This window comes from Bdellovibrionota bacterium (genome assembly GCA_040386775.1).
Taxonomy (GTDB): domain Bacteria; phylum Bdellovibrionota; class Bdellovibrionia; order Bdellovibrionales; family JAEYZS01; genus JAEYZS01.
The window spans coordinates 1-18,545 of record JAZKEU010000011.1 but is presented as its reverse complement, the minus strand read 5'-3'; the positions used below and the strand labels follow the sequence as shown (position 1 = coordinate 18,545).

At 39.2% G+C, this 18,545-nt stretch carries 19 protein-coding genes; 11 read left to right on the top strand and 8 right to left on the bottom strand.

Annotation, left to right across the window (positions count from 1 at the left end):
- Both V4596_05850 and V4596_05845 read right to left on the bottom strand, forming a co-directional pair.
- A partial coding sequence (locus V4596_05850) for an ABC transporter permease subunit (protein ID MES2768654.1) occupies positions 1-821 on the bottom strand: 821 nt, incomplete at its 3' end.
- 22 nt (positions 822-843) lie between these two features.
- Positions 844-1,842, bottom strand: coding sequence for an extracellular solute-binding protein (locus V4596_05845; GenBank protein MES2768653.1), 999 nt, complete (start codon positions 1,840-1,842; stop codon positions 844-846).
- Positions 1,843-1,941: 99 nt separating this feature from the next.
- On the opposite strand from V4596_05845, the gene V4596_05840 reads away from it, so the two are divergent.
- From V4596_05840 to rimK, 9 genes are all read left to right on the top strand, one after another.
- Positions 1,942-2,430, top strand: coding sequence for a thermonuclease family protein (locus V4596_05840; GenBank protein MES2768652.1), 489 nt, complete (start codon positions 1,942-1,944; stop codon positions 2,428-2,430).
- Positions 2,431-2,509: 79 nt separating this feature from the next.
- The gene (locus V4596_05835) at positions 2,510-3,787 is read left to right on the top strand and encodes a hypothetical protein (protein ID MES2768651.1); all 1,278 of its coding nucleotides are present in this window, start codon (positions 2,510-2,512) and stop codon (positions 3,785-3,787) included.
- On the top strand, positions 3,777-4,163 hold the full coding sequence (locus V4596_05830) for a hypothetical protein (GenBank protein ID MES2768650.1): 387 nt from the start codon (positions 3,777-3,779) through the stop codon (positions 4,161-4,163). Before V4596_05835 ends, V4596_05830 begins: the two co-directional genes overlap by 11 nt.
- Before the next feature lie 776 nt (positions 4,164-4,939).
- Positions 4,940-5,140, top strand: a complete 201-nt coding sequence (locus V4596_05825; GenBank protein MES2768649.1) for a hypothetical protein — start codon at positions 4,940-4,942, stop codon at positions 5,138-5,140.
- A gap of 134 nt (positions 5,141-5,274) precedes the next feature.
- Complete coding sequence (locus V4596_05820; protein MES2768648.1) at positions 5,275-5,952, top strand: response regulator transcription factor; 678 nt, start codon at positions 5,275-5,277, stop codon at positions 5,950-5,952.
- A gap of 43 nt (positions 5,953-5,995) precedes the next feature.
- Positions 5,996-7,282 (top strand): HAMP domain-containing sensor histidine kinase, encoded by a 1,287-nt coding sequence (locus V4596_05815; protein MES2768647.1) that lies wholly within the window; start codon positions 5,996-5,998, stop codon positions 7,280-7,282.
- 130 nt (positions 7,283-7,412) lie between these two features.
- The gene (locus tag V4596_05810; GenBank protein ID MES2768646.1) at positions 7,413-9,110 is read left to right on the top strand and encodes a S8 family serine peptidase; all 1,698 of its coding nucleotides are present in this window, start codon (positions 7,413-7,415) and stop codon (positions 9,108-9,110) included.
- A 162-nt stretch (positions 9,111-9,272) separates the two neighbouring features.
- A complete protein-coding gene (locus V4596_05805; protein MES2768645.1) occupies positions 9,273-9,737 on the top strand; it encodes a RimK/LysX family protein in 465 nt (154 codons plus the stop codon).
- A complete protein-coding gene (gene rimK / locus V4596_05800; GenBank protein MES2768644.1) occupies positions 9,734-10,639 on the top strand; it encodes a 30S ribosomal protein S6--L-glutamate ligase in 906 nt (301 codons plus the stop codon). Before V4596_05805 ends, rimK begins: the two co-directional genes overlap by 4 nt.
- A 9-nt stretch (positions 10,640-10,648) precedes the next feature.
- On the opposite strand, the gene V4596_05795 is transcribed toward rimK, so the two are convergent.
- Positions 10,649-11,029, bottom strand: a complete 381-nt coding sequence (locus tag V4596_05795; protein MES2768643.1) for a response regulator — start codon at positions 11,027-11,029, stop codon at positions 10,649-10,651.
- 138 nt (positions 11,030-11,167) lie between these two features.
- Between V4596_05795 and V4596_05790 the strand changes: the two genes are divergently transcribed.
- Positions 11,168-12,460: a HAMP domain-containing sensor histidine kinase gene (locus V4596_05790; GenBank protein ID MES2768642.1), complete on the top strand. Its 1,293-nt coding sequence runs from the start codon at positions 11,168-11,170 to the stop codon at positions 12,458-12,460.
- 15 nt (positions 12,461-12,475) lie between these two features.
- On the opposite strand, the gene V4596_05785 is transcribed toward V4596_05790, so the two are convergent.
- From V4596_05785 to htpX, 5 genes are read right to left on the bottom strand one after another with little or no spacing between them, the layout of a single operon-like run.
- Positions 12,476-13,837: an NAD-dependent succinate-semialdehyde dehydrogenase gene (locus V4596_05785; GenBank protein MES2768641.1), complete on the bottom strand. Its 1,362-nt coding sequence runs from the start codon at positions 13,835-13,837 to the stop codon at positions 12,476-12,478.
- Between the two features lie 6 nt (positions 13,838-13,843).
- Positions 13,844-14,659 (bottom strand): M48 family metallopeptidase, encoded by an 816-nt coding sequence (locus V4596_05780; protein MES2768640.1) that lies wholly within the window; start codon positions 14,657-14,659, stop codon positions 13,844-13,846.
- Positions 14,660-14,695: 36 nt separating this feature from the next.
- Positions 14,696-15,223 carry a 6-carboxytetrahydropterin synthase gene (locus tag V4596_05775; protein ID MES2768639.1) on the bottom strand — a complete coding sequence of 176 codons (528 nt, stop codon included), beginning with the start codon at positions 15,221-15,223 and terminating at the stop codon, positions 14,696-14,698.
- Positions 15,216-16,544 carry a dihydroorotase gene (locus V4596_05770; protein MES2768638.1) on the bottom strand — a complete coding sequence of 443 codons (1,329 nt, stop codon included), beginning with the start codon at positions 16,542-16,544 and terminating at the stop codon, positions 15,216-15,218. The genes V4596_05775 and V4596_05770 overlap by 8 nt, the downstream gene beginning before the upstream one ends.
- Positions 16,545-16,570: 26 nt before the next feature.
- Positions 16,571-17,458 (bottom strand): protease HtpX, encoded by an 888-nt coding sequence (gene htpX / locus V4596_05765; protein ID MES2768637.1) that lies wholly within the window; start codon positions 17,456-17,458, stop codon positions 16,571-16,573.
- A gap of 380 nt (positions 17,459-17,838) precedes the next feature.
- Here htpX and V4596_05760 point away from each other — a divergent pair, with 380 nt between their 5' ends.
- Positions 17,839-18,300 carry a hypothetical protein gene (locus tag V4596_05760; GenBank protein MES2768636.1) on the top strand — a complete coding sequence of 154 codons (462 nt, stop codon included), beginning with the start codon at positions 17,839-17,841 and terminating at the stop codon, positions 18,298-18,300.
- Positions 18,301-18,545 lie beyond the last annotated feature (245 nt).

Below are 18,545 nucleotides of genomic sequence, written 5' to 3'. Positions count from 1 at the left end.
GTTTTTCCTGAAACGGTTTTGAATTGGCTTTTGTTTAGAATTTTTTGCTGAATGATCAAAGTGATTACGGCAAATAACAATAAAAACATAGAAAGAGCACCGGCCTTGTAGAGACCACTGAGAGACCCCATTTTTTGGAAGGTGTAGATCTGCGTGGTGATCAGATAAATTCTCGCAGGACTCCCAATCAAGGCCGGGACACCAAAGCTTGCAGCCGTAGCCAAGAAAACAAGCAAGCTACTTCCAAGTAGTGCTGGCCGAATTAAAGGTAAAGTGATGTCCTTAAAAATTTTAAGAGGACTTGCTCCAGATAATCTCGCCGCTTCCTCAAAAGAGGAATCCATTCTTTCTAAAGATGCGTGAACAGTTAAAAGAATGAACGTATAGAGAAAGCTCGCCTCCACCCAAACTAATCCACCAAAGCTATAGATATTGAGATTGAGTCCAAAGATTTTATTCAATAATCCTGTCGTGGGATTGGCTAAAAATATCCAGGCGATAGCCCCGATGTAAGGAGGAATCGCGTAAGACAAACAAAGCCATGATCTGAATTTTCGACTGGCAGGAAAATCTGTGCGCGAGAGTAACCAAGCCAGAGGCACGCCAATCAGCGCACTCAATGCGCTAACGGACAAACTCACCATCAATGTGTTCTTAATTGCCCGCAAAGTTGTGGCGCTATGTAGAACTTGATCAAAAGATTTTAAAGTGAAGCTATCATTGGGACCAGAAAAAATGATTTTATAAAAAAGAACGCCAAATGGATAAACGCAAAGTAAGATCAAAATAAAAATTGCAATTCCCAGTATTGGTTTCTTCACAGTTATTCCTTAACGGTTGTGCTTATTGAAACATAATGTGCGTAAATTCTTCTTTTATTTCTTCACGCTTTTCCATAATTTCTTTTAAAATCTCAGGACTCCATTTGGGAGAGGTTTTTACGACCTCTTTGAATTCTTTCGCACCCTTCGGAGCAGGAAATCCCGGTAGCGCTGAATACATAAAAGATCTAGTCATAGCCTCTTGGCCTTCTTTAGAGAAAAACCAATCCGCAACTTTTTCTGCATTGGCAGGAGATTTTTCTTTTCCGGTACCGCTCTTTTTGGCTATAGCAAAGACATTCGATTGTACGATGGCACCATCCTCAGGAAAAATAGTTTTAATTTTTGAATCTTCTTTGAGCCTTAAAACATTTTCAAGTAAAACCCAGCCCACTGGACGCTCTTTGGTTTGAACACGTCGGATTACCGAAGAGTTTCCACCTTCGCTTATGGTATTGTTTGCGCGCAACGCTTTGAAGTAATCCCAACCGTAGAGTTTTTGTAGGAAAGCTACAGTTGTAAAGTTTGTCCCAGATGCCAATGGACTTCCTGTTGCAAATTTGTCCTTCCATTTTGGATCAGACATCTCTTTAAAAGATTTAGGCGCAGTGCTTTCGTTATAAACGTCAGAATTATAAATCATCACCATAAGTGGGTGGCTCACTGTTGTATATGAGCCATCGGGATGTTTGAAGAGAGGATCAATATTTTCTGAGCCTTTAGGACGATAGGGATGAAGTTTTCCAAGTTCTGCGGCTTCTTCAAACCAAAAACGATCAGAGAAAATAAAAATATCAGCTTTGGTTCCACCGGCTAGCATCTCTGCGTTCACTTTGGCAGTGATTTCTTCAGAGCCTGCTTGATAAAAATGAAAATCCATTTCTGGAAATTGAGCTTTGAGCCGGGGTTCCACATCGGCCACCGTGTCTTTGTAGGTGGAGGTATAAATCCAGATCTCATTCGGATTGGTTTCTTTGCAACCCAAAAGTAGAAATAGCAATAAAAATAAGGTTTTTTGCATGGATTTTCCTCTAAGGCCAGATCCTTTCAATTTCAGGGGCGTTTGTCACTAAAAGATTGTATTGAAATTCCTTAATTTACGTAGCTATAATTAATACAGATGAAGAACACATCCTTAGCTTTGGTTATATTTTTGTTAGCTTTCACTGCATGCAAGTCAGCAGATAAAGTTATGGTAGTTCCTAATGACGGAAACACTTACTATGAAGTGGAAAGAGTCGTGGACGGTGACACTATCGAAGTGGAAACCATCGGAAAAGTTCGACTCATCGGTTTGGATACACCGGAAACAGTAGACCCTCGAAAGCCAGTAGAATATTTCGGAAAAGAAGCTTCTCAGTTTTTAACACGTTTAGTACTGCATGAAAAAGTTCGTTTGGAATACGATCAAACGAAAACTGATAAATACAAAAGAACTCTCGCGTATGTTTATATGGCCGATGGAACTTTTGTGAATGCAGAAATCATTAAGCAAGGTTATGGTTTTGCTTACACAAAATTTCCATTCAAGTATTTAGAACAGTTCCGTGCTTATGAAAAAGAAGCTCGTGAGGATAAACGTGGGCTGTGGGCTCCGCGAAAGTATTAGTTCATTCAATCCGCAACAATTTTGCAACAATCCTCTATAAATCAAGATATTGGGCATTGGCTTTGCAATACTAAGCTGTATGACAAATAACAAAAATATCTTCAACGTATTCAAAGCCAAGTATTTCTACATGATTACACTACTCATCGCATGGTTAGTGGCTCTTATTTTTGTGTTCGATTCTGAGAAAGCGACGAACGAGAGTATACAGTTGTCGAGTAGTAATGCAGTGGTCGGGCCGGTCCGCAAAGCCAATTCATCAGCATCAAATTACAACCCAAGTTTTTATTCATTTGGTAATCCCTATAGAGCTGCAAGTAGCCAACAATACGAACTTCAACTTGAAGTTTTAAGAACACAGCCAGTGGTTCTGGATTGGACAGGTGATACGGCACAATTAAATCGTGGAGATATAATTTCAGTAACTGTACCTCAGGAATCTTTGAGGGGAGCAACAGCTGCCTCTGCAGTAAGCTTGCCAAATACACTCAATTATTTAAATAGTTTATCAGGGACACCTCCTTTTGGGGGTTATAGAAATCAGGTTGAAATTATACAGTCGGAAAATGAAAATTTATTATACGAGACCACGAAAGTAAGATTGGCAGCTATGGCAAAAAATGGAGACTTAAGAGTTCGCAATTTATATGAAGTTCATGATGGTGAGGACGAAGAAGCCGGTGTCTGTGTAAATGGATATTGCTCTACTCCTGCTTCTAATTCTCTTTCATCTCTCCTTAACGTTATACAAAATACTAATGATTTTAAGACTGCATACAATGGTCCAAAAACAATTGAAGAGGTTGTAGCAAACTATGAAGAATCTGATTTTGTAAGAAATATGATGCTAACAGCAAAAAAAGGTTATAGAGCTGAATCTCGAAATAAAGGAAGATTAATTAGAAGTACGTGGGTGAATGCTGATAGGAAATCCGGTTCCATTAGATCTTGCTATAATGGTGTAAAGGAACTATTAAAAAAATCTGGTGCCACATCATCACGTCTTGTAGGCGAACACGCTATGTATGCAGGCTCGTCTTTAAAGTCTCAAGGATTTTTAAATCTAATGGATACAGATTTTAAAGATCAAATAAAAAGTCCCTATGACGCTCCAGTGGGCTCTGTGATAGTCTATAAAACAACGGATGGAAGCAGATCAGGCCATATCGAGGTTCGTACAGAGAATGGATTTACTAGTGATTATTATAGTCCAAATGCGCGAACAGGTTCACCAAAAGCAGGACTAAGTAGCAAAGGAAGAAAAGTCATTGGTGTTTACATTAAAGAAACTCGAGAAGTAAAAAAATACTTAGCGTATCAAGAATCTTTAAGAGGAGGAGGTGTGCGTGGCATTTAAAATTATTTTCATAACAATCCTTATTTTAGGAAACTCCGCGTTTGCTCAATCTCAAGAAATAGACTTGAAAAAACTAAAATCTGATTTAGCAAGTTCAGCATTGTCGCCAGAAGCAGCAGATATAGTTTATTTAAAACTTAATAAATTGGTGAAAGAGAAAACATCGAGTTTGTCTATGAGAGAACTTCTAGAAATGTGTTTGCAGTACACTAAGCACGATCCGTCAGATGCACCTTATGATTTGATTTATGATTTGAAAAAATCCGACCCAAAACAATTTGATCAAGCTCTAAAAGAATTTTCTAAAAAAGATAAAGCTCGCATTTTGGAAATTATCAAAATGTCAGAAGACGAAACCAAAAATGGAAATGGATAAACTCGCATAAGCGTTACTTTGTTCATCCATAACCTTCACTTATTTCATTGTACCTTATACCTACTTTTCCCTCTCAAAACCCTTCAGTTTCGTTAGGGAATTGTGAGGAAATCTTCACAGGGTCTAGTTTTAAAAATACAGATTCAAATCCGATAAGAAGTTAGATGTAATAATCTTATAGCAGCATCGCCTGCGATAGGCAGACTGCTAAATGTCACCAACCATTCCTGTATTCAATCAGGAAAAGAAAAAAGGGAGGTGTGGCAGAGTTTAAAAGCCAATGTTCGGTCGAACAATCAAGTTTTTTTCATTCGAAAAAACCTATTAATAAATTTTAAAGTTAAATTAATCTCATAAAAACTTTTTTTAAAGTATTGAGGATTAAAGGACTTAAAGGGGTATTGTTTAATGAGTAGTGAATTCTCATTTCATAAAGGTAAAGAAGGAAAAGTATTTTTGTTTTTTAGAACTAGATTAGTAAAGATCCTGAAAGGGAAACAGAGCAGACGCTTTATTGATCGAATATACGATACGGACCTCTGGGAGGCCCAATCGCTAATGGCTAAATTTGCCGGTGACTTCAAAAGATAATAGTTTCTAGAAAAAGGAGCAGCTGATGCTCCTTTTTTAGTCTAAAAGTCCAGTTCTATCCAAAAGGCGAGCTATGTTCGCTTTGAGAGTGAAAATTTTTTTAAGATGATCTCATTTACACTTTTCATCACTCCGCCTAATCTGTGAGTACACAATATTGTGAACACACATTCCTAGGAGGAATTATGAAATTACTTTTAACTATCGCTATCGTTGCTGGTTTCGCTGTTGCTGCTAACGCTACAGGAACAACTGCTACAAAAACAACAACAACTACTACAACTGCTGTTGATTGCACTAAGCTTACAGATGCAAAAGCAAAAGCTGACTGTGAAGCTGCTGCACACGCTGCTGCTCCGGCTGCAACTCCTGCTAAAAAGAAGTAATTGGAGTTTCTCTAGACATTTAATGGTCAGAGAATATAATAAGGCGCGTTATTCAAAAGATTACGCGCCTTGTTTTTTTCTGGAATCCGCTCGCTATGCTTGCCTCGCTTTTCAACATCTCATAGTTTCACGCCATGAACATATTAATAGTCGAAGACGAATCGTCGTTAAGCCATTTTCTATCTGAATCTCTCAAAAAAGAAGGTTACTGCGTTCAAGTTGTAACATCGATGGAAGAGCTCAATTCTACAATTGAACAAAAGAACAGTTTGGATCCCCAAGTGATCGTTCTGGATCGTTTACTTCATGGTTTAGATTCTTCAGAAAAAATCACAACACTCAAAGAGCGGTTCCCAAATTCTAAAATCATTGTTTTATCAGCCATCGGTGGCCCCACAGAAAAGGGTAAAATCTTGGATATGGGAGCAGACGATTACGTTTCGAAACCTTTCTCGATCGAAGAGTTGGTTGCACGCATCAGAGTTTCTCAAAGGTACAATGTGAAGACTGCGCAAACCGTTCAGTCTTATGGAAACTTAACTTTAGATTTATTTTCTCAGAGCGCGGAAGTGGAAGGTAAGAAACTAGAACTTTCTAAAAAAGAATACCAACTTCTAACAGCGCTTCTGCACACACCGACAAAAGTATACAATCGGTACCAGTTGCTTGATAGCATTTGGGATATCCATGCGGACGTTGAATCCAACGTCGTCGAAGTCACAATCAAAAACCTAAGAAAAAAATTAGAGTCGGTTCAGGCCAATGTCGAGATCTTATCTAAAAGAAATGTAGGTTACTGGATTGAAGTATAAGATTTTTATTACCCTTTGGGCGACATTTGTTCTGACTCTGATTATGAGTAGCTTGATTTATTCAAGCTTCTTGAATTCAGAAAGAATGCAGTTGATCGATGGTCAGATTGAATCCTATGCAAGTTTACTTGCACATTCCGATCTTGTAACCAGAGACTTTGCAGAGCTCGACGAAGCAGAAGAGCAAATCCAAGAAATCCTGGGTGGTTATCATTTAGGCCTTGTTCTTATGATTAAGAACAATAAAGGTAACGTTCTTTATAAAAACCTTAATGCAAAAAAATTAGATCTCAATCCCACAACAAAGTTTGAATGGCAGTTCACGGAACATGATGACAACTTGGTGAGAATTTTCACCAAGAAAATTCCAGACGCGGGTAGAACTTTACAGATCGGGACTGTGGTAAACCAAAAAAGCTTGGTTAGCCTTTTCTATACGAGAAACCATATCTATTATTTCTTTATTCTCGTAATTGCTTCGGCATTTTTGTCGTGGCTTCTTTCGACAAGACTTTTCTCTCCACTGAAGCGTTTGGCAGAAGATTTGAATGTGATTACAAATCAATTGAATCCCGCAAACTTTAATTCTGAAACTTGGGATACGAAATTTTTGAGTTCAAAGCTTTCTTTTGCTTTTAAAAATGACGAATTCACCAAGCTCATTCAATCAGTTCAGAATCTTCTTACACAAATTCGTTTGGCATTTCAGATGAACAAAAATCATTCGGCAAGGCTTGCTCATGAAGTGAATACGCCGCTCAGTCTCATTAAGAACCGCCTGAAAGAACTAGAAGGCAGTGAAAAACCACAAGTGGTGGAGAATATACATAAAGACATCGATCGCCTTGCGGACTTCGTTCATAGGTACTTAGAATATTCTGAAAGCTTGAATACACCCCAAGCAAAGACAGATATTTATGCGATTAAACTTACAAACTTTGCGGAACATTTGGAGCAAACACTAAAACCGATTGCTAAAGATAGACTGCAAATTGAAGGTGTCAGTGATCACACGGTATTTGCAAATCATCATGATCTTGAACACATGGTGCAAAACTTGATAACAAACGCTCTAAAATACTCACCAGAAGATAGAAATATTATTCTTAATTTCAAAGAAGACCAAATCACTGTTAGCGATGAAGGGATGGGAATCCCACAGTCTGTTTTAGACAAAATGGGTTCACCATTTAACTTTGGAACAAACTCTCGGAGTCATAAAGGCACTGGTTTGGGCTTGGCCTGGGTCCATGCAATTGCCAAAAAGTATGATTGGGAATTGGATATAAAGACTTCTCCCACCGGCACCAGCGTGACAATTCATCTCTAAGAAACTCCTATTCATTCCATAAAAATAGCTCTGCGTCATATTCTTGTTAGAGTAGTGACAAAATGTCAGGCACATCATTTGCTAATAGCTATTCGTGGATTAACAAAACATTCGCTCGGGGGAGGGAATAATGAAAACATCATCACGCGCATTGCTTGCGCTCGCTTTGCTGGCAACTGCGGCTTGTTCTAACGACAACAAGCCTCTACAGCAGGCCCTACAAAAAGAACATCCAAAAAATTTAATAGCTGAAAAAGTTTTATCTTCTTCTCGAGAAGTTGATAACTGGTTCACTAAGGATCCGGAAATTGATCAAGCCGAAGGCACCAGTGCGGACAAAGCTTATGATCTTTTGAATCTGCAACATAAAAAAGAAATCATCGTCGCGGTGATTGATTCAGGTGTGGATATTCATCACGAAGATCTACAAGGGAAAATTTGGACAAATAAAGGCGAGATCGCTAACAATGGAATCGATGACGATGCTAATGGTTACGTTGACGACGTGAGCGGTTGGAACTTTATTGGTGGGGTCGATGCGAATGGAAAACCTACGCATATCGATGCCGAGCAACTGGAAGTGACAAGAGAGCTTATCAAGATGAAGTCCAAGAAAAAGTCTTTAGAAGATCAAGGCATGTCTTTGTCGGAAAAAGATCAAGCTTACTTTGATAAATTGGATGCAGAAGTCAAAGAAGCTCTTGTGACGGCAGATCAAATGTTGGAAGTTCTTGGAAAATACATAGCGGATCTTAAAACAAACTACGAAGTTCTAAAAGATCTTTTAAAAGTTTCTTTTGAACAAGTTTCTCTAGTTCAAGTTTCAGCTCTTGCAACTACAACGGAAGCAGAAGCTAAAGCCAAAGAAAATATGGTTGCCATTTTCAAAGCGGGAAATGCCAAAGATGTAGCGAGATTCTTAAGAGTCCAAGGTGTTTATGCCGACGATAAAAATTATTATTACAATGAACAATTCTTACCTCGTGCAGAAATCGTTAAAGACGAACCTGAAAATTTTGACGATGTTACCTATGGTAATAACGATGTGATTGGCCCCGGTGCGGACCATGGAACCCACGTTGCGGGAATCATTGCTGCTGATCGCAACAACTCTTTGGGTGTACGTGGAGTTGCACAGAATGTAAAGATCATGGCACTCAGAGTTGTGCCTAATGGTGATGAAAGAGACAAAGACGTTGCATTAGCTGTGAAGTACGCGGCAGACAATGGTGCCAATGTTATCAATATGAGTTTTGGAAAAGGATATTCTCCGCAAAGAACTCAAGTGGGTGAGGCGTTCAAGTACGCAGAAGAAAAAGGTTTGCTCATCATGCACGCGGCTGGAAATGAATCTACGGATAGAGATCAAGAAGATCGTTATCCAACAAGAAGAGTTTATAGCGAAGCGGGTGAAGTGATAGATACAGTTGGAACATGGCTTGATGTTGGTGCCTCTAGCCAATTCAAAGACCGAACTCTCACGGCAACTTTCACAAACTTTGGCCAAACGCAAGTAGACCTCTTTGCTCCAGGTGTGAATTTGAACTCGACAGTTCCTGGCAACAAGTATGCTGTGTTCAGCGGAACAAGCATGGCTTGTCCTTCCGCTGCAGGAGTTGCGGCTCTTGTATGGTCACAGATGCCTGAACTTTCAGCACAAGAATTAAAAGCTAGACTCATGGGAACTGTTCGTAGCAGAGCAGGACTTTCAGTGAGACTCCCAAGCGATCATGCGAAAGATGTTCCGTTTGAAACGTTATCCATCACTGGTGGTATCTCTGACGCTTACAGCGCAATTGTAGGCGTAATGACAGGAGTTGCCCTCTAGTATTGGAGGCGGTTTACCCCTTAATATAAGACTGTTTGCTAGTCGTGCCCTGAATTCGCGGCTAGTGGTTTTTGGGCCCACCTTGTGACTAAATTTTTTTAGGTGCAAGGTGGGCTTTCTTTTTTGGTTCCCAACCGTTAATATATTCCTATGCGAGAAGTTGTGAAAATTTTGAGACGGCATATTGGCTGGCGAGAGTACGTTGGTTTACCTGAATTAAAAGTGAAGGGAATCAAAGTCAAAGTCGATACCGGTGCCGCGACGTCTGCTCTGCACGCAGAAGACATTTTTATTTTCAATGAAGACGGAAAGAAAAAAGTTATTTTTACGATTTATCCTCAGCAGGGAAATAAAACAAAAAAAGTCCACGCTGAAGCAGAGCTGATTGAGATGAGAAGCGTGAGAAGTTCTACGGGTCATGTCACAGAAAGGCCTGTGATTCGAACGACCATCAAGATAGGTATTGAAGAGCTCTATGATATAGATATCACTCTGGTGAATAGAGATATTATGGGTTTTAGAATGCTTTTAGGAAGAAAGGCTTTAAAAAAGAAATTTCTGGTTCATCCCGGAAAATCTTTTTTATTAACACAAAACCCTGCAATTAAGGGTAAGGCATCAAAATGAAAATTGGAATTTTATCTCGGAACCCAAAGTTGTATTCGACCCAGAGTTTAGTGAAAGCCGTGCAAGCGCGTGGCCACGAAGTGATGGTGATTGATCCGCTCAGATGCTACATGAATATCACTTCAAAGAAAAATTCTGTGCACTACAAAGATCAAATTCTAGAGGACTTTGATGCCATCATTCCTCGTATTGGTGCCTCGATCACATTCTATGGTCTTGCGGTGGTGAGGCAATTTGAAATGATGGGCGTATACTCCATCAACGAGAGTGTGGCGATTTCAAGGTCACGCGACAAATTAAGAGCCTCACAAATTTTAGCTAGAAAAGGAGTGGGGCTTCCGGTGACAGGATTTTCTCATGCTACTAAGATGACAGAAGATCTTGTGAATATGGTGGGCGGAGCTCCCCTGGTGATTAAACTTTTAGAAGGAACTCAAGGCAAAGGTGTGATCTTAGCCGAAACTCAGAACGCCGCCGAGAGCGTGATCGAAGCGTTTAGAGAGCTAGATGAATACTTGCTTGTTCAAGAATACATTGGTGAAGCCGAAAGCTGCGACATTCGTTGTTTTGTCATTGGAGATAAGGTTGTGGCCAGCATGATGAGAAGAGCAAAGGCTGGGGAATTTAGAAGTAACCTTCATAGAGGTGGAAAAGCAGAAGCCGTGACTTTATCTAAAAAAGAAAAAGACACCGCTATTAAAGCTGCAAAAGTTTTAGGATTGAATGTGGCCGGGGTGGATATCATTAGGTCCAATCGTGGACCATTAGTTCTGGAAGTGAATTCCTCTCCGGGACTAGAGGGCATTGAAAAAGCTACGCAAAAAGATGTTGCAGGAATGATAGTGAAATACATTGAAGACAATGCAGCGCCTGGAAAAACGAAAACAAAAGGAAGAGGTTAGACGAAGAGGTTAACTTCCTGTAGGAAGTAGGCTCATGTATTCATCGAAGAGTTCTTTGAGCTTGGCGCGGGTGAAAGGTTTTTCTAGTAATACGACTCCGCCTGCATGAGCAATTTGATCATCTTTATACTCAGAATAACCAGTCATCATAACAACCGGAGTATTAATTCCGAGGGTCTTGAGTGTCTCAAGAAGAGATATTCCGTCCATTTTAGGCATTTTAATATCACTGATAATTACACTGAATGTCTGTTTCTTAAGTAGCTGGATAGCTTCGTAGCCATTGTTTGAACACATTACTGTGCAGCCAAAGCCTTCCAGAGTGGACTTTAATACTTCTTGTAACATCAGATCATCTTCTACTAATAAGACTTTTAATTTATGAGTCATTTTTACTTCCTTGAATATCTTTATATGTACTAAAGCTTTTCGGTAGTTATTTCGATAAATTATAGTAAGTAAAACAGATTTTTTTGTCTCAATTTGATTACACAATTATTGTTTTGATCCAATGTATTAGGAAGTGAAATGAATGATCAACTGATTTTAAATGAAAAGGAAATATTAGCGGTAGATCAAACCCGCTATTATCAGGCTGTTATTTTTATCAGTTCAGCGTTGTATCCACTTTGGGGATATCTACTTTCAGAAAAACTTGGTCATTACGATCCTCTCGGAGTTCGTTTCGCAATTTGTATTCCGCTTCTCATGGCAGCGGTGCTTTCGTTTAGGTTAGCCTGGTTCACAAAAAATTTAAAAATTTTTCTTTATACATCTGTATTTATAGCAATCACTCATTTTCATTTTATTCTACTAAGAAATGAAATCAATATGGATTATGTTGTAGGGGGATTGATATTTCTCTTCACTGTTGTAAATATAATTTTAGAATCTAAATTCAAAATAGTTTTTGCTATCCTGTACATGGTGATGTCCTTTGTTGTGTCCATTATGGCCTTTGGTTTTTCTGCATTCGAAGCTCGCAACGAAGCATTTCTGTACCTTTTTGGTGTGACGACGGTATGTATATTTACTTTTTTGAATTATTTAAACTATAAGAAAATTTCGACTGCTTTTATAAGTGAGATCAATAAAAATACTTCATTGAGAAGATGGTCTTCAGTAGGGCAAATGGCTGGTGGGATTGCCCATGAGGTGAATACTCCCTTGGCCACAATGATCCTCACTCTAGAAAATTTAAGTGATAAACTTGAAAACAATAAAATTGATCAAGCCAAAGTAGACGTCGCAAATTTGATTCGCACGGGAGAGAAGATCGGCAACATTGTCCATTCTTTGAGGTTGTTAACTATGACCGGTGGAAAATTCGAAAGAGATAGAGTTTCGCTTTTTGATGTTGTAATCAGTGTTAAAAATGATTATGCCAAAAAATTTAAAGAAAAAAATATAGATTTTGCTTATATGTACAATGTCGTAGGCGATGGCTTAGTTTGGGGAAGCTCTTCTTCATTAAAGCATGTGGTATCGAATTTAGTAAAGAATGCTATCGATGCCATTGAGAATAAGGATATAAAATGGATTAAAGTTTTATTGATTGAAAATAAAAGTCATTACAAAATTCTAGTGCAAAATAGTGGGCCACTCATTGATAAAAACACAGCGGAAAGAGTATTTGAGCCGTTCTTTTCAACAAAAGATGTAGGCACAGCTATGGGAATTGGTTTGAGCATTTCAAAAACATTAGTACTAGCTCATGGAGGGACAATCAGTCTGGATCAAAATAATCCAAACGTTATGTTTGAGGTTGCGTTGCCAAAAATAAATTCAGAAAAAAAGCAAAAAAATAAAATGGCAGCGTAATTCAATTTTTGAAATCTATTTTACATAAACGGTTTTGATATTTACAAATTCATGAATTCCAAAGTGCGAAAGCTCTCTTCCAAATCCACTGGTTTTAATTCCTCCAAAGGGCAGTCTTGAATCGGATTTGACTAGGGCATTCACAAAACAGCTTCCAGCTTCGAGTTCTTTCTTGGCGATTTCTACGCCGTGATTGGTATTTGCAGTGAATACGGCAGCTCCTAAACCAAAATGTGAATCATTGGCAATTGCTAAGGCTTCTTTTTCATTCTTGGCTTTAAAAAGCAAAGCCACGGGACCAAAAAATTCTTCGTAATAAGCTGGATTTTCAGAATTGATATTTTCAAGAATGGTCGGTGAATAGAAAGCACCTTCCTGGTGAGGGATTTCTCCGCCATAAACAAGCCTAGCTCCGTGCTCTAAAGCTTTTCTTACTTGTTTATGAAGGTCATCTCTTAGGTCTGTGCGAGCGAGAGGTGCAAGAGTGGTGTTGTCATCCAGGGGATCACCCATTCTTAAACTTTTAAATTTCTCAATGAGACCTTCTTTGAATTGCTCGTATACTTTTGAGGTGACCACAAATCTTTTTGCGGAAATACAACTTTGACCAGAATTGATGAGACGACTTTTGGCGCAGATTTCAATGGCAGCTTTTAAATCTGCATCATCTAAAACCACATAGGCATCGCTTCCGCCCAATTCAAGAACACATTTTTTTAAGTTTTTACCTGCATTTTCGGCGACACTTTTTCCCGCTGGTGTTGAACCTGTGAGAGTGACGGCTTTGATTCTCGGATCAGCGATCAACTTTGCAACCTTATCACTGCCAAGAAGTACGGTGCTAAGAATATTGTTAGGAAATCCAGCTTCGATGAATAATCTTTCTATTTCCACGGCACATTGAGAAACATTAGAGGCGTGTTTTAAGATTCCCACATTTCCAGCCATCAGTGTCGGAACGGCAAACCTAAAAACCTGCCAGAAAGGAAAATTCCAAGGCATGATCGCAAGGATAGTTCCTAAGGGTTGAAATGTTATAAAGCTTTGAGAGCCGTCAGTGGAGACGGGCTGATCTTTTAGAAATTCTTCGGTGTGTTTTGCATAATGATCGCAAGCCTCAGCACACTTCATAATTTCAGCTTTGGCGTCAGAAAATCTTTTGCCCATTTCTTTGGTCATCATTTTGGCGAGGGAATCAGATTTTGTTTTTAAAACTGTAGAAAGTTTTTGAAATAAGGCTCCACGATCTTGATAAGAAGCTCTCTTCCAAGTTTGAAAAGCCTTATCCGTATGAGCTAAAGTCTTTTCCAAATCCGTAGAAGTGATTTCCTTAAACTCCTCTAAAACTTCAAGATTAAATGGATTGATACTTTTCATACATTTTTACAAATTACAGTGAGGGTTTGTTCCGTTGTTGACGGCTTTTTGATAGTAGGGTTCAAATTTTGGTATGTTGTTTGAAAGATTTTTAATTCTTGTTTCATTTGATGGATGGGTCGACATAAATTGTGGAGGAGCTTTGCCTCCACTGGCCTTTGACATATTTCTCCAGAGCTCTACTGAATCGTCAGGATTGAATCCAGCTTTAGCCATCAATTCCAATCCAATAATATCTGCTTCGGATTCGTGGGTTCTGCTAAAAGGGAGTAAGACTCCAAACTGCATTCCCACGCCAAGACCAGCTACAATCATTTGAGATTTTTTGTCGAGTTGTCCGTTGTTTCCTAAGGCAATTGCCGTACCCGCCAAAGCAATTTGTGAAGCCATGCCTTGGCTCACGCGCTCGTTCCCATGCTTTGCCATCACGTGACCCACTTCGTGTCCCAGAACTGCCGCCAATTGATCCGGGGTCGTCGCAATTTTAATGATGCCAGTGTAGACTCCGATTTTTCCACCAGGAAGGGCAAAGGCATTCACCTGATTATCTTTAAATACCACCACTTCCCAAGAGCTAACGCCTTCAACGGGACCGGCTGCTTTTAAAATAGGGTCGGTAATGCATTTTACGTAGGCGTTGATTTTGGCATCTTTTTCGATGGGAGTTTGCTTTTTTAATTCTTCAAAGGATTGGGCGCCCATGGAAGACATTTGGGATTCCGGCATGATGGTCATTTGTTTACGACCCGTAGGACTTGTCGAACAGCTCAAAAGTAATTCGCCCGTAGAAAACATAGCAATAATCAAAATTATGAATTTCATAAAACCTCAAATGGTACGCCGTACCTTCTTGTATGCCTAAATATCGTTACTAGTAAGATCGGCTCTATTCCACCAGAAGTCACTAGGATTTTGACTTTGGGGAAGGTGCTCTTGAGGGTTGCCGGAGAAGCGAATGGAATTGGTTTGTGTTTCATCGATCACAATGGACGAGCAATATAAATTCTCATCAATTTCTTTTAAAAAACAATCAAACTTGGACATAAAAGTCATGGCAACCATTTCTGTTGTAGGATCGCCAGGCATGATCAAATGACGACCACCGGGATTGTCTTTCAACATAAACTCCAACAATGGATCTTTCTTGTTGAACATAAAACAATGGTCAACATTTCCATCTATCCATTGATGCCATTTCTTTTTAGCTTTTTCAAAAGGGATAAGAGTATTTGTAGAAAAATTCAAATTTTTTGGGACTTTAGAACCAAGAGTGACAGTTACAAACCAAGTGTGTCCGTGAGGTTGCCCGCAAAGGGTGCCTTTGTTTTCACCTTCAATAAAACGGTGAGCGGCTTCAAATTTTCTTCTAAATTGAATCTCAAGCATGGTCGAATACTAATGGTAATCCCTTTGGAAAATCAATGATTTCATCTTCCATCATAGCAATTTTACCACGTAGAATGGCTCCCTTGGCCCAGCCTGTGACTTGCATTCCTTCATAGGGACTCCAGTCGCATTTGCTTTTTAGCCAATCATGAGTGATTTCGCGTGTTTCTTTAAGATCAATTAAAGTAAAGGTTCCTTCCATTCCAGGTAGGATATCGCCACGTTTTTTGATCTTAAAAATCTCTGCGGGTTTTTTACATATCAATTCTGTAAGTCTTTCTAGCGAAAGTTTACCCTGATTTACATGGTCGAGCATGATTGGAATCAAGGTTTGTACTCCGGGCATACCAGAAGGGGAGTCTGGATAAGGTTTCTTTTTTTCTTCAATAGTATGAGGAGCGTGGTCTGTTCCGATAACGGAAACAGTTCCATCATTGATTCCTTTCCATAATGCTTCCATATGATGTTTATCACGGATAGGAGGATTCATTTGCGCAAGTGTTCCGAGCTTTTCGTAACAGTCTGGTGCAAATAAAGTTAAATGTTGAGGTGTTACTTCAACTGTGGCGAAGTCCTTATTTTTAGAAAGTAAGTCTATTTCTTTAGCTGAAGTCACATGAAGTACATGAACAGGTCTGAATGTTTTTTGAGCAAGGGCTAGCAGTCTTCTTGTTGCATTGAGTGCTGTTTCTTCGTCTCTCCATTCTGGATGGGCGATAGGATTTTTGGCATCAATAGCGATCTGTTTTCTTTCTCGTAGTCGATATTCATCTTCACAGTGGACGGCCACGCGGCGCTTTCCTGATCTTAGGATCTTCTCTAAATGAAGATCGTCTTCTACAAGTAAACTACCAGTTGAGCTACCCATAAAGATCTTCACTCCACAGACACCGGCTTCCAGTTCAAGCTTAGCAAGCTCAGCAATGTTGTCGTGAGAGGCTCCGACATAGAATGCATGGTCGGTGTAAGTTCTATTTTTTGCGCGATTGAGTTTATCTTTAAGTGCTTCAAGAGTTGTTGTTGCAGGTTTTGTATTGGGCATTTCAAATACTGCGGTTACGCCACCAGCTAAAGCAGAAAGAGTTCCAGATTCAAGATCTTCTTTGTGTTCTAAACCTGGTTCTCTGAAATGAACTTGAGTATCAATGACTCCGGGAAGTACATGGAGTCCAGTTGCATCGATAATTTTATCGGCAGATGAAGATTGAAAGTTTCCTAAGGCTTCGATGATGCCATTAGTGACTGCTAGGTCGGTATTATGAAAACGACCTTGTGAATACACAAGGCCGTTTTTAATGATCATATCAAAATGTTTTTTCACAGATTATGTCCTAAATAGGAGAAAGATTAAATTCCTCGCTCGAGTCTTCTGATTCTTTCTTCAAGTGGTGGGTGAGTGGACAAAAGCGCCATCAATCCACCGGGTTTGCCAGAGATTTTCAGAGTTGCCATTGCGGGTTGATCGTTGTCGATTCTTCCTAATGTTCCTTGCAACCCTTTGAGTGCGGAAATCATTTTCTCACGGCCAGCAAATCTTGCGCCACCCGCATCTGCTCTAAATTCACGATGTCTTGAGAAGTAAGAAACTACGATAGCTCCTAAGACGCTGAGTGCGATTTCTAAGACAATAGTCACACCAAAGCGAATCATTGGACGACTTTCTTCTTTTGCATTTTGAGCTATCGCAAAAGCAATAACTCTCGCTAAGAACATAACAAAAGCGTTAATGATACCTTGAACCAGAGTCATCGTAACCATATCACCATTCGAAATGTGCGCCATCTCGTGGGCAATAACGCCTTCCACTTGATCTCTATCCATGCGGTTAAGGAGACCACTTGAAACGGCAACTAAAGATCTATTTTTGGTAGGTCCGGTCGCAAAAGCATTGATCTCTGGTGAATCATAAATACCAACTTCTGGCATTGTTGTGATTCCCGCAGTCTTTGCAAATCGATGAACCATGTCCACGATTTCTTTTTGGGGGCCGGTAGCCGTTGAAGGATTGATGACCTTTACTCTCATCATCATTTTTGCCATGATTCTAGAAAGTCCTAGAGAAATAAAGGCTCCGCCCATACCCCACGCCAAGCAGAAAATCATAAGAGATTGATAATCGATTCCTTGAGCATCAAGATAAGGTCTTACGCCAAAAGCGTTCAGAACAAACGAAATCGTTACCATTACTAAAATGTTGACCACTAAAAATAACGAGATTCTTTTAAACCAAGCCATTGAAACAATTCCTCCTGTAGGATGTGTTAAGCAAACAATATGGGATCTATTTTAAGGCTGTCAATGGATATGCCCCGCTCTATTGCCATAAAAAGGTGCGCTGCACCTTTCCGTGTCGCTTGTGCGTTATTTGGTGAGGAAAAGCTTAGTATAAATGAATTGTTGCCAAAAATTTAGAGCTTAAGAGAGTCATTCGAGGATAGTGACTATTTAGGGCATTGAATTTAATTTTTTAGGCATTTTTTTGAATTTAGCTCCAAGTAAATGATTTTTTAAACGGGCACGCTACTTGCTAAGTTATGATCTTATAAAAACTCCGTAGCTTAATAATATTGAAAATCAATCCAACAAATTTTCAAACGGTATCTCGAGGAGACAGTATGTCTAAAATTATAATTATTATAGGTATTATCATGTTGAGTTTTGGAGTTTCTAGAATTGCTAAGGCAGGTTCTATTTCGGTTGAGTGTAGGAGAATTGACTATAAATGTTCTAATGACCAGATTGTTGATAGTATAAAAAGATTAGAATCTCTTAATTCTTTCGCAAGGGCTCGGGCTTTTGAAAATTTAAACATTCTTAAAGAAAATTTGCGAACACAAGATGCAATCATAGCTCTTGAGAGTACGGAATTTGCTTTAATTGAACTAGACGATCTTAGAAAAAAATCTAAAGCTACGGTAAGTTCAGATTTAATATATCTACAATCCGCAAAACTGCTCAAAGACTTGCGCATCAATAGAGTTTTAAACAAATATAGAGAAATTTTAAGACGATCAGAGGGTGTGTATTTAGACACTAGCGAAGATCTAAGAAACGTAAGAAGCTCTCTTGACTTGTAATATTCATTGCGAATTCCTAGAGCTCATTAAAAGGCGCCAGTCTACTTATGTTTCGCAACCGCGGAATAAAAGGTACCCCTTAGTTTTCAACGTCTAAAGTGCGTCAAAAACAAAATATTTTTTTAAATTTATTGACGCGTTTCTTGGTTGATTAGAAGAGCCAGATTGAATTTATTTTTTCTTACCTTTGGTTTTTATATTTTTATTCAGCCGTTATAATGAGAGACGAATAAGAATGCATAAAT

Bases quoted from the DNA above. Each gene is read 5' to 3' on its own strand.
- V4596_05845 (MES2768653.1), bottom strand. From the start codon at position 1,842: ATGCAAAAAACCTTATTTTTATTGCTATTTCTACTTTTGGGTTGCAAA.
- V4596_05840 (MES2768652.1), top strand. From the start codon at position 1,942: ATGAAGAACACATCCTTAGCTTTGGTTATATTTTTGTTAGCTTTCACT.
- V4596_05835 (MES2768651.1), top strand. From the start codon at position 2,510: ATGACAAATAACAAAAATATCTTCAACGTATTCAAAGCCAAGTATTTC.
- V4596_05825 (MES2768649.1), top strand. From the start codon at position 4,940: ATGAAATTACTTTTAACTATCGCTATCGTTGCTGGTTTCGCTGTTGCT.
- V4596_05820 (MES2768648.1), top strand. From the start codon at position 5,275: ATGAACATATTAATAGTCGAAGACGAATCGTCGTTAAGCCATTTTCTA.
- V4596_05815 (MES2768647.1), top strand. From the start codon at position 5,996: ATGAGTAGCTTGATTTATTCAAGCTTCTTGAATTCAGAAAGAATGCAG.
- V4596_05810 (MES2768646.1), top strand. From the start codon at position 7,413: ATGAAAACATCATCACGCGCATTGCTTGCGCTCGCTTTGCTGGCAACT.
- rimK (MES2768644.1), top strand. From the start codon at position 9,734: ATGAAAATTGGAATTTTATCTCGGAACCCAAAGTTGTATTCGACCCAG.
- V4596_05795 (MES2768643.1), bottom strand. From the start codon at position 11,029: ATGACTCATAAATTAAAAGTCTTATTAGTAGAAGATGATCTGATGTTA.
- V4596_05790 (MES2768642.1), top strand. From the start codon at position 11,168: ATGAATGATCAACTGATTTTAAATGAAAAGGAAATATTAGCGGTAGAT.
- V4596_05785 (MES2768641.1), bottom strand. From the start codon at position 13,837: ATGAAAAGTATCAATCCATTTAATCTTGAAGTTTTAGAGGAGTTTAAG.
- V4596_05780 (MES2768640.1), bottom strand. From the start codon at position 14,659: ATGAAATTCATAATTTTGATTATTGCTATGTTTTCTACGGGCGAATTA.
- V4596_05775 (MES2768639.1), bottom strand. From the start codon at position 15,223: ATGCTTGAGATTCAATTTAGAAGAAAATTTGAAGCCGCTCACCGTTTT.
- htpX (MES2768637.1), bottom strand. From the start codon at position 17,458: ATGGCTTGGTTTAAAAGAATCTCGTTATTTTTAGTGGTCAACATTTTA.
- V4596_05760 (MES2768636.1), top strand. From the start codon at position 17,839: ATGTCTAAAATTATAATTATTATAGGTATTATCATGTTGAGTTTTGGA.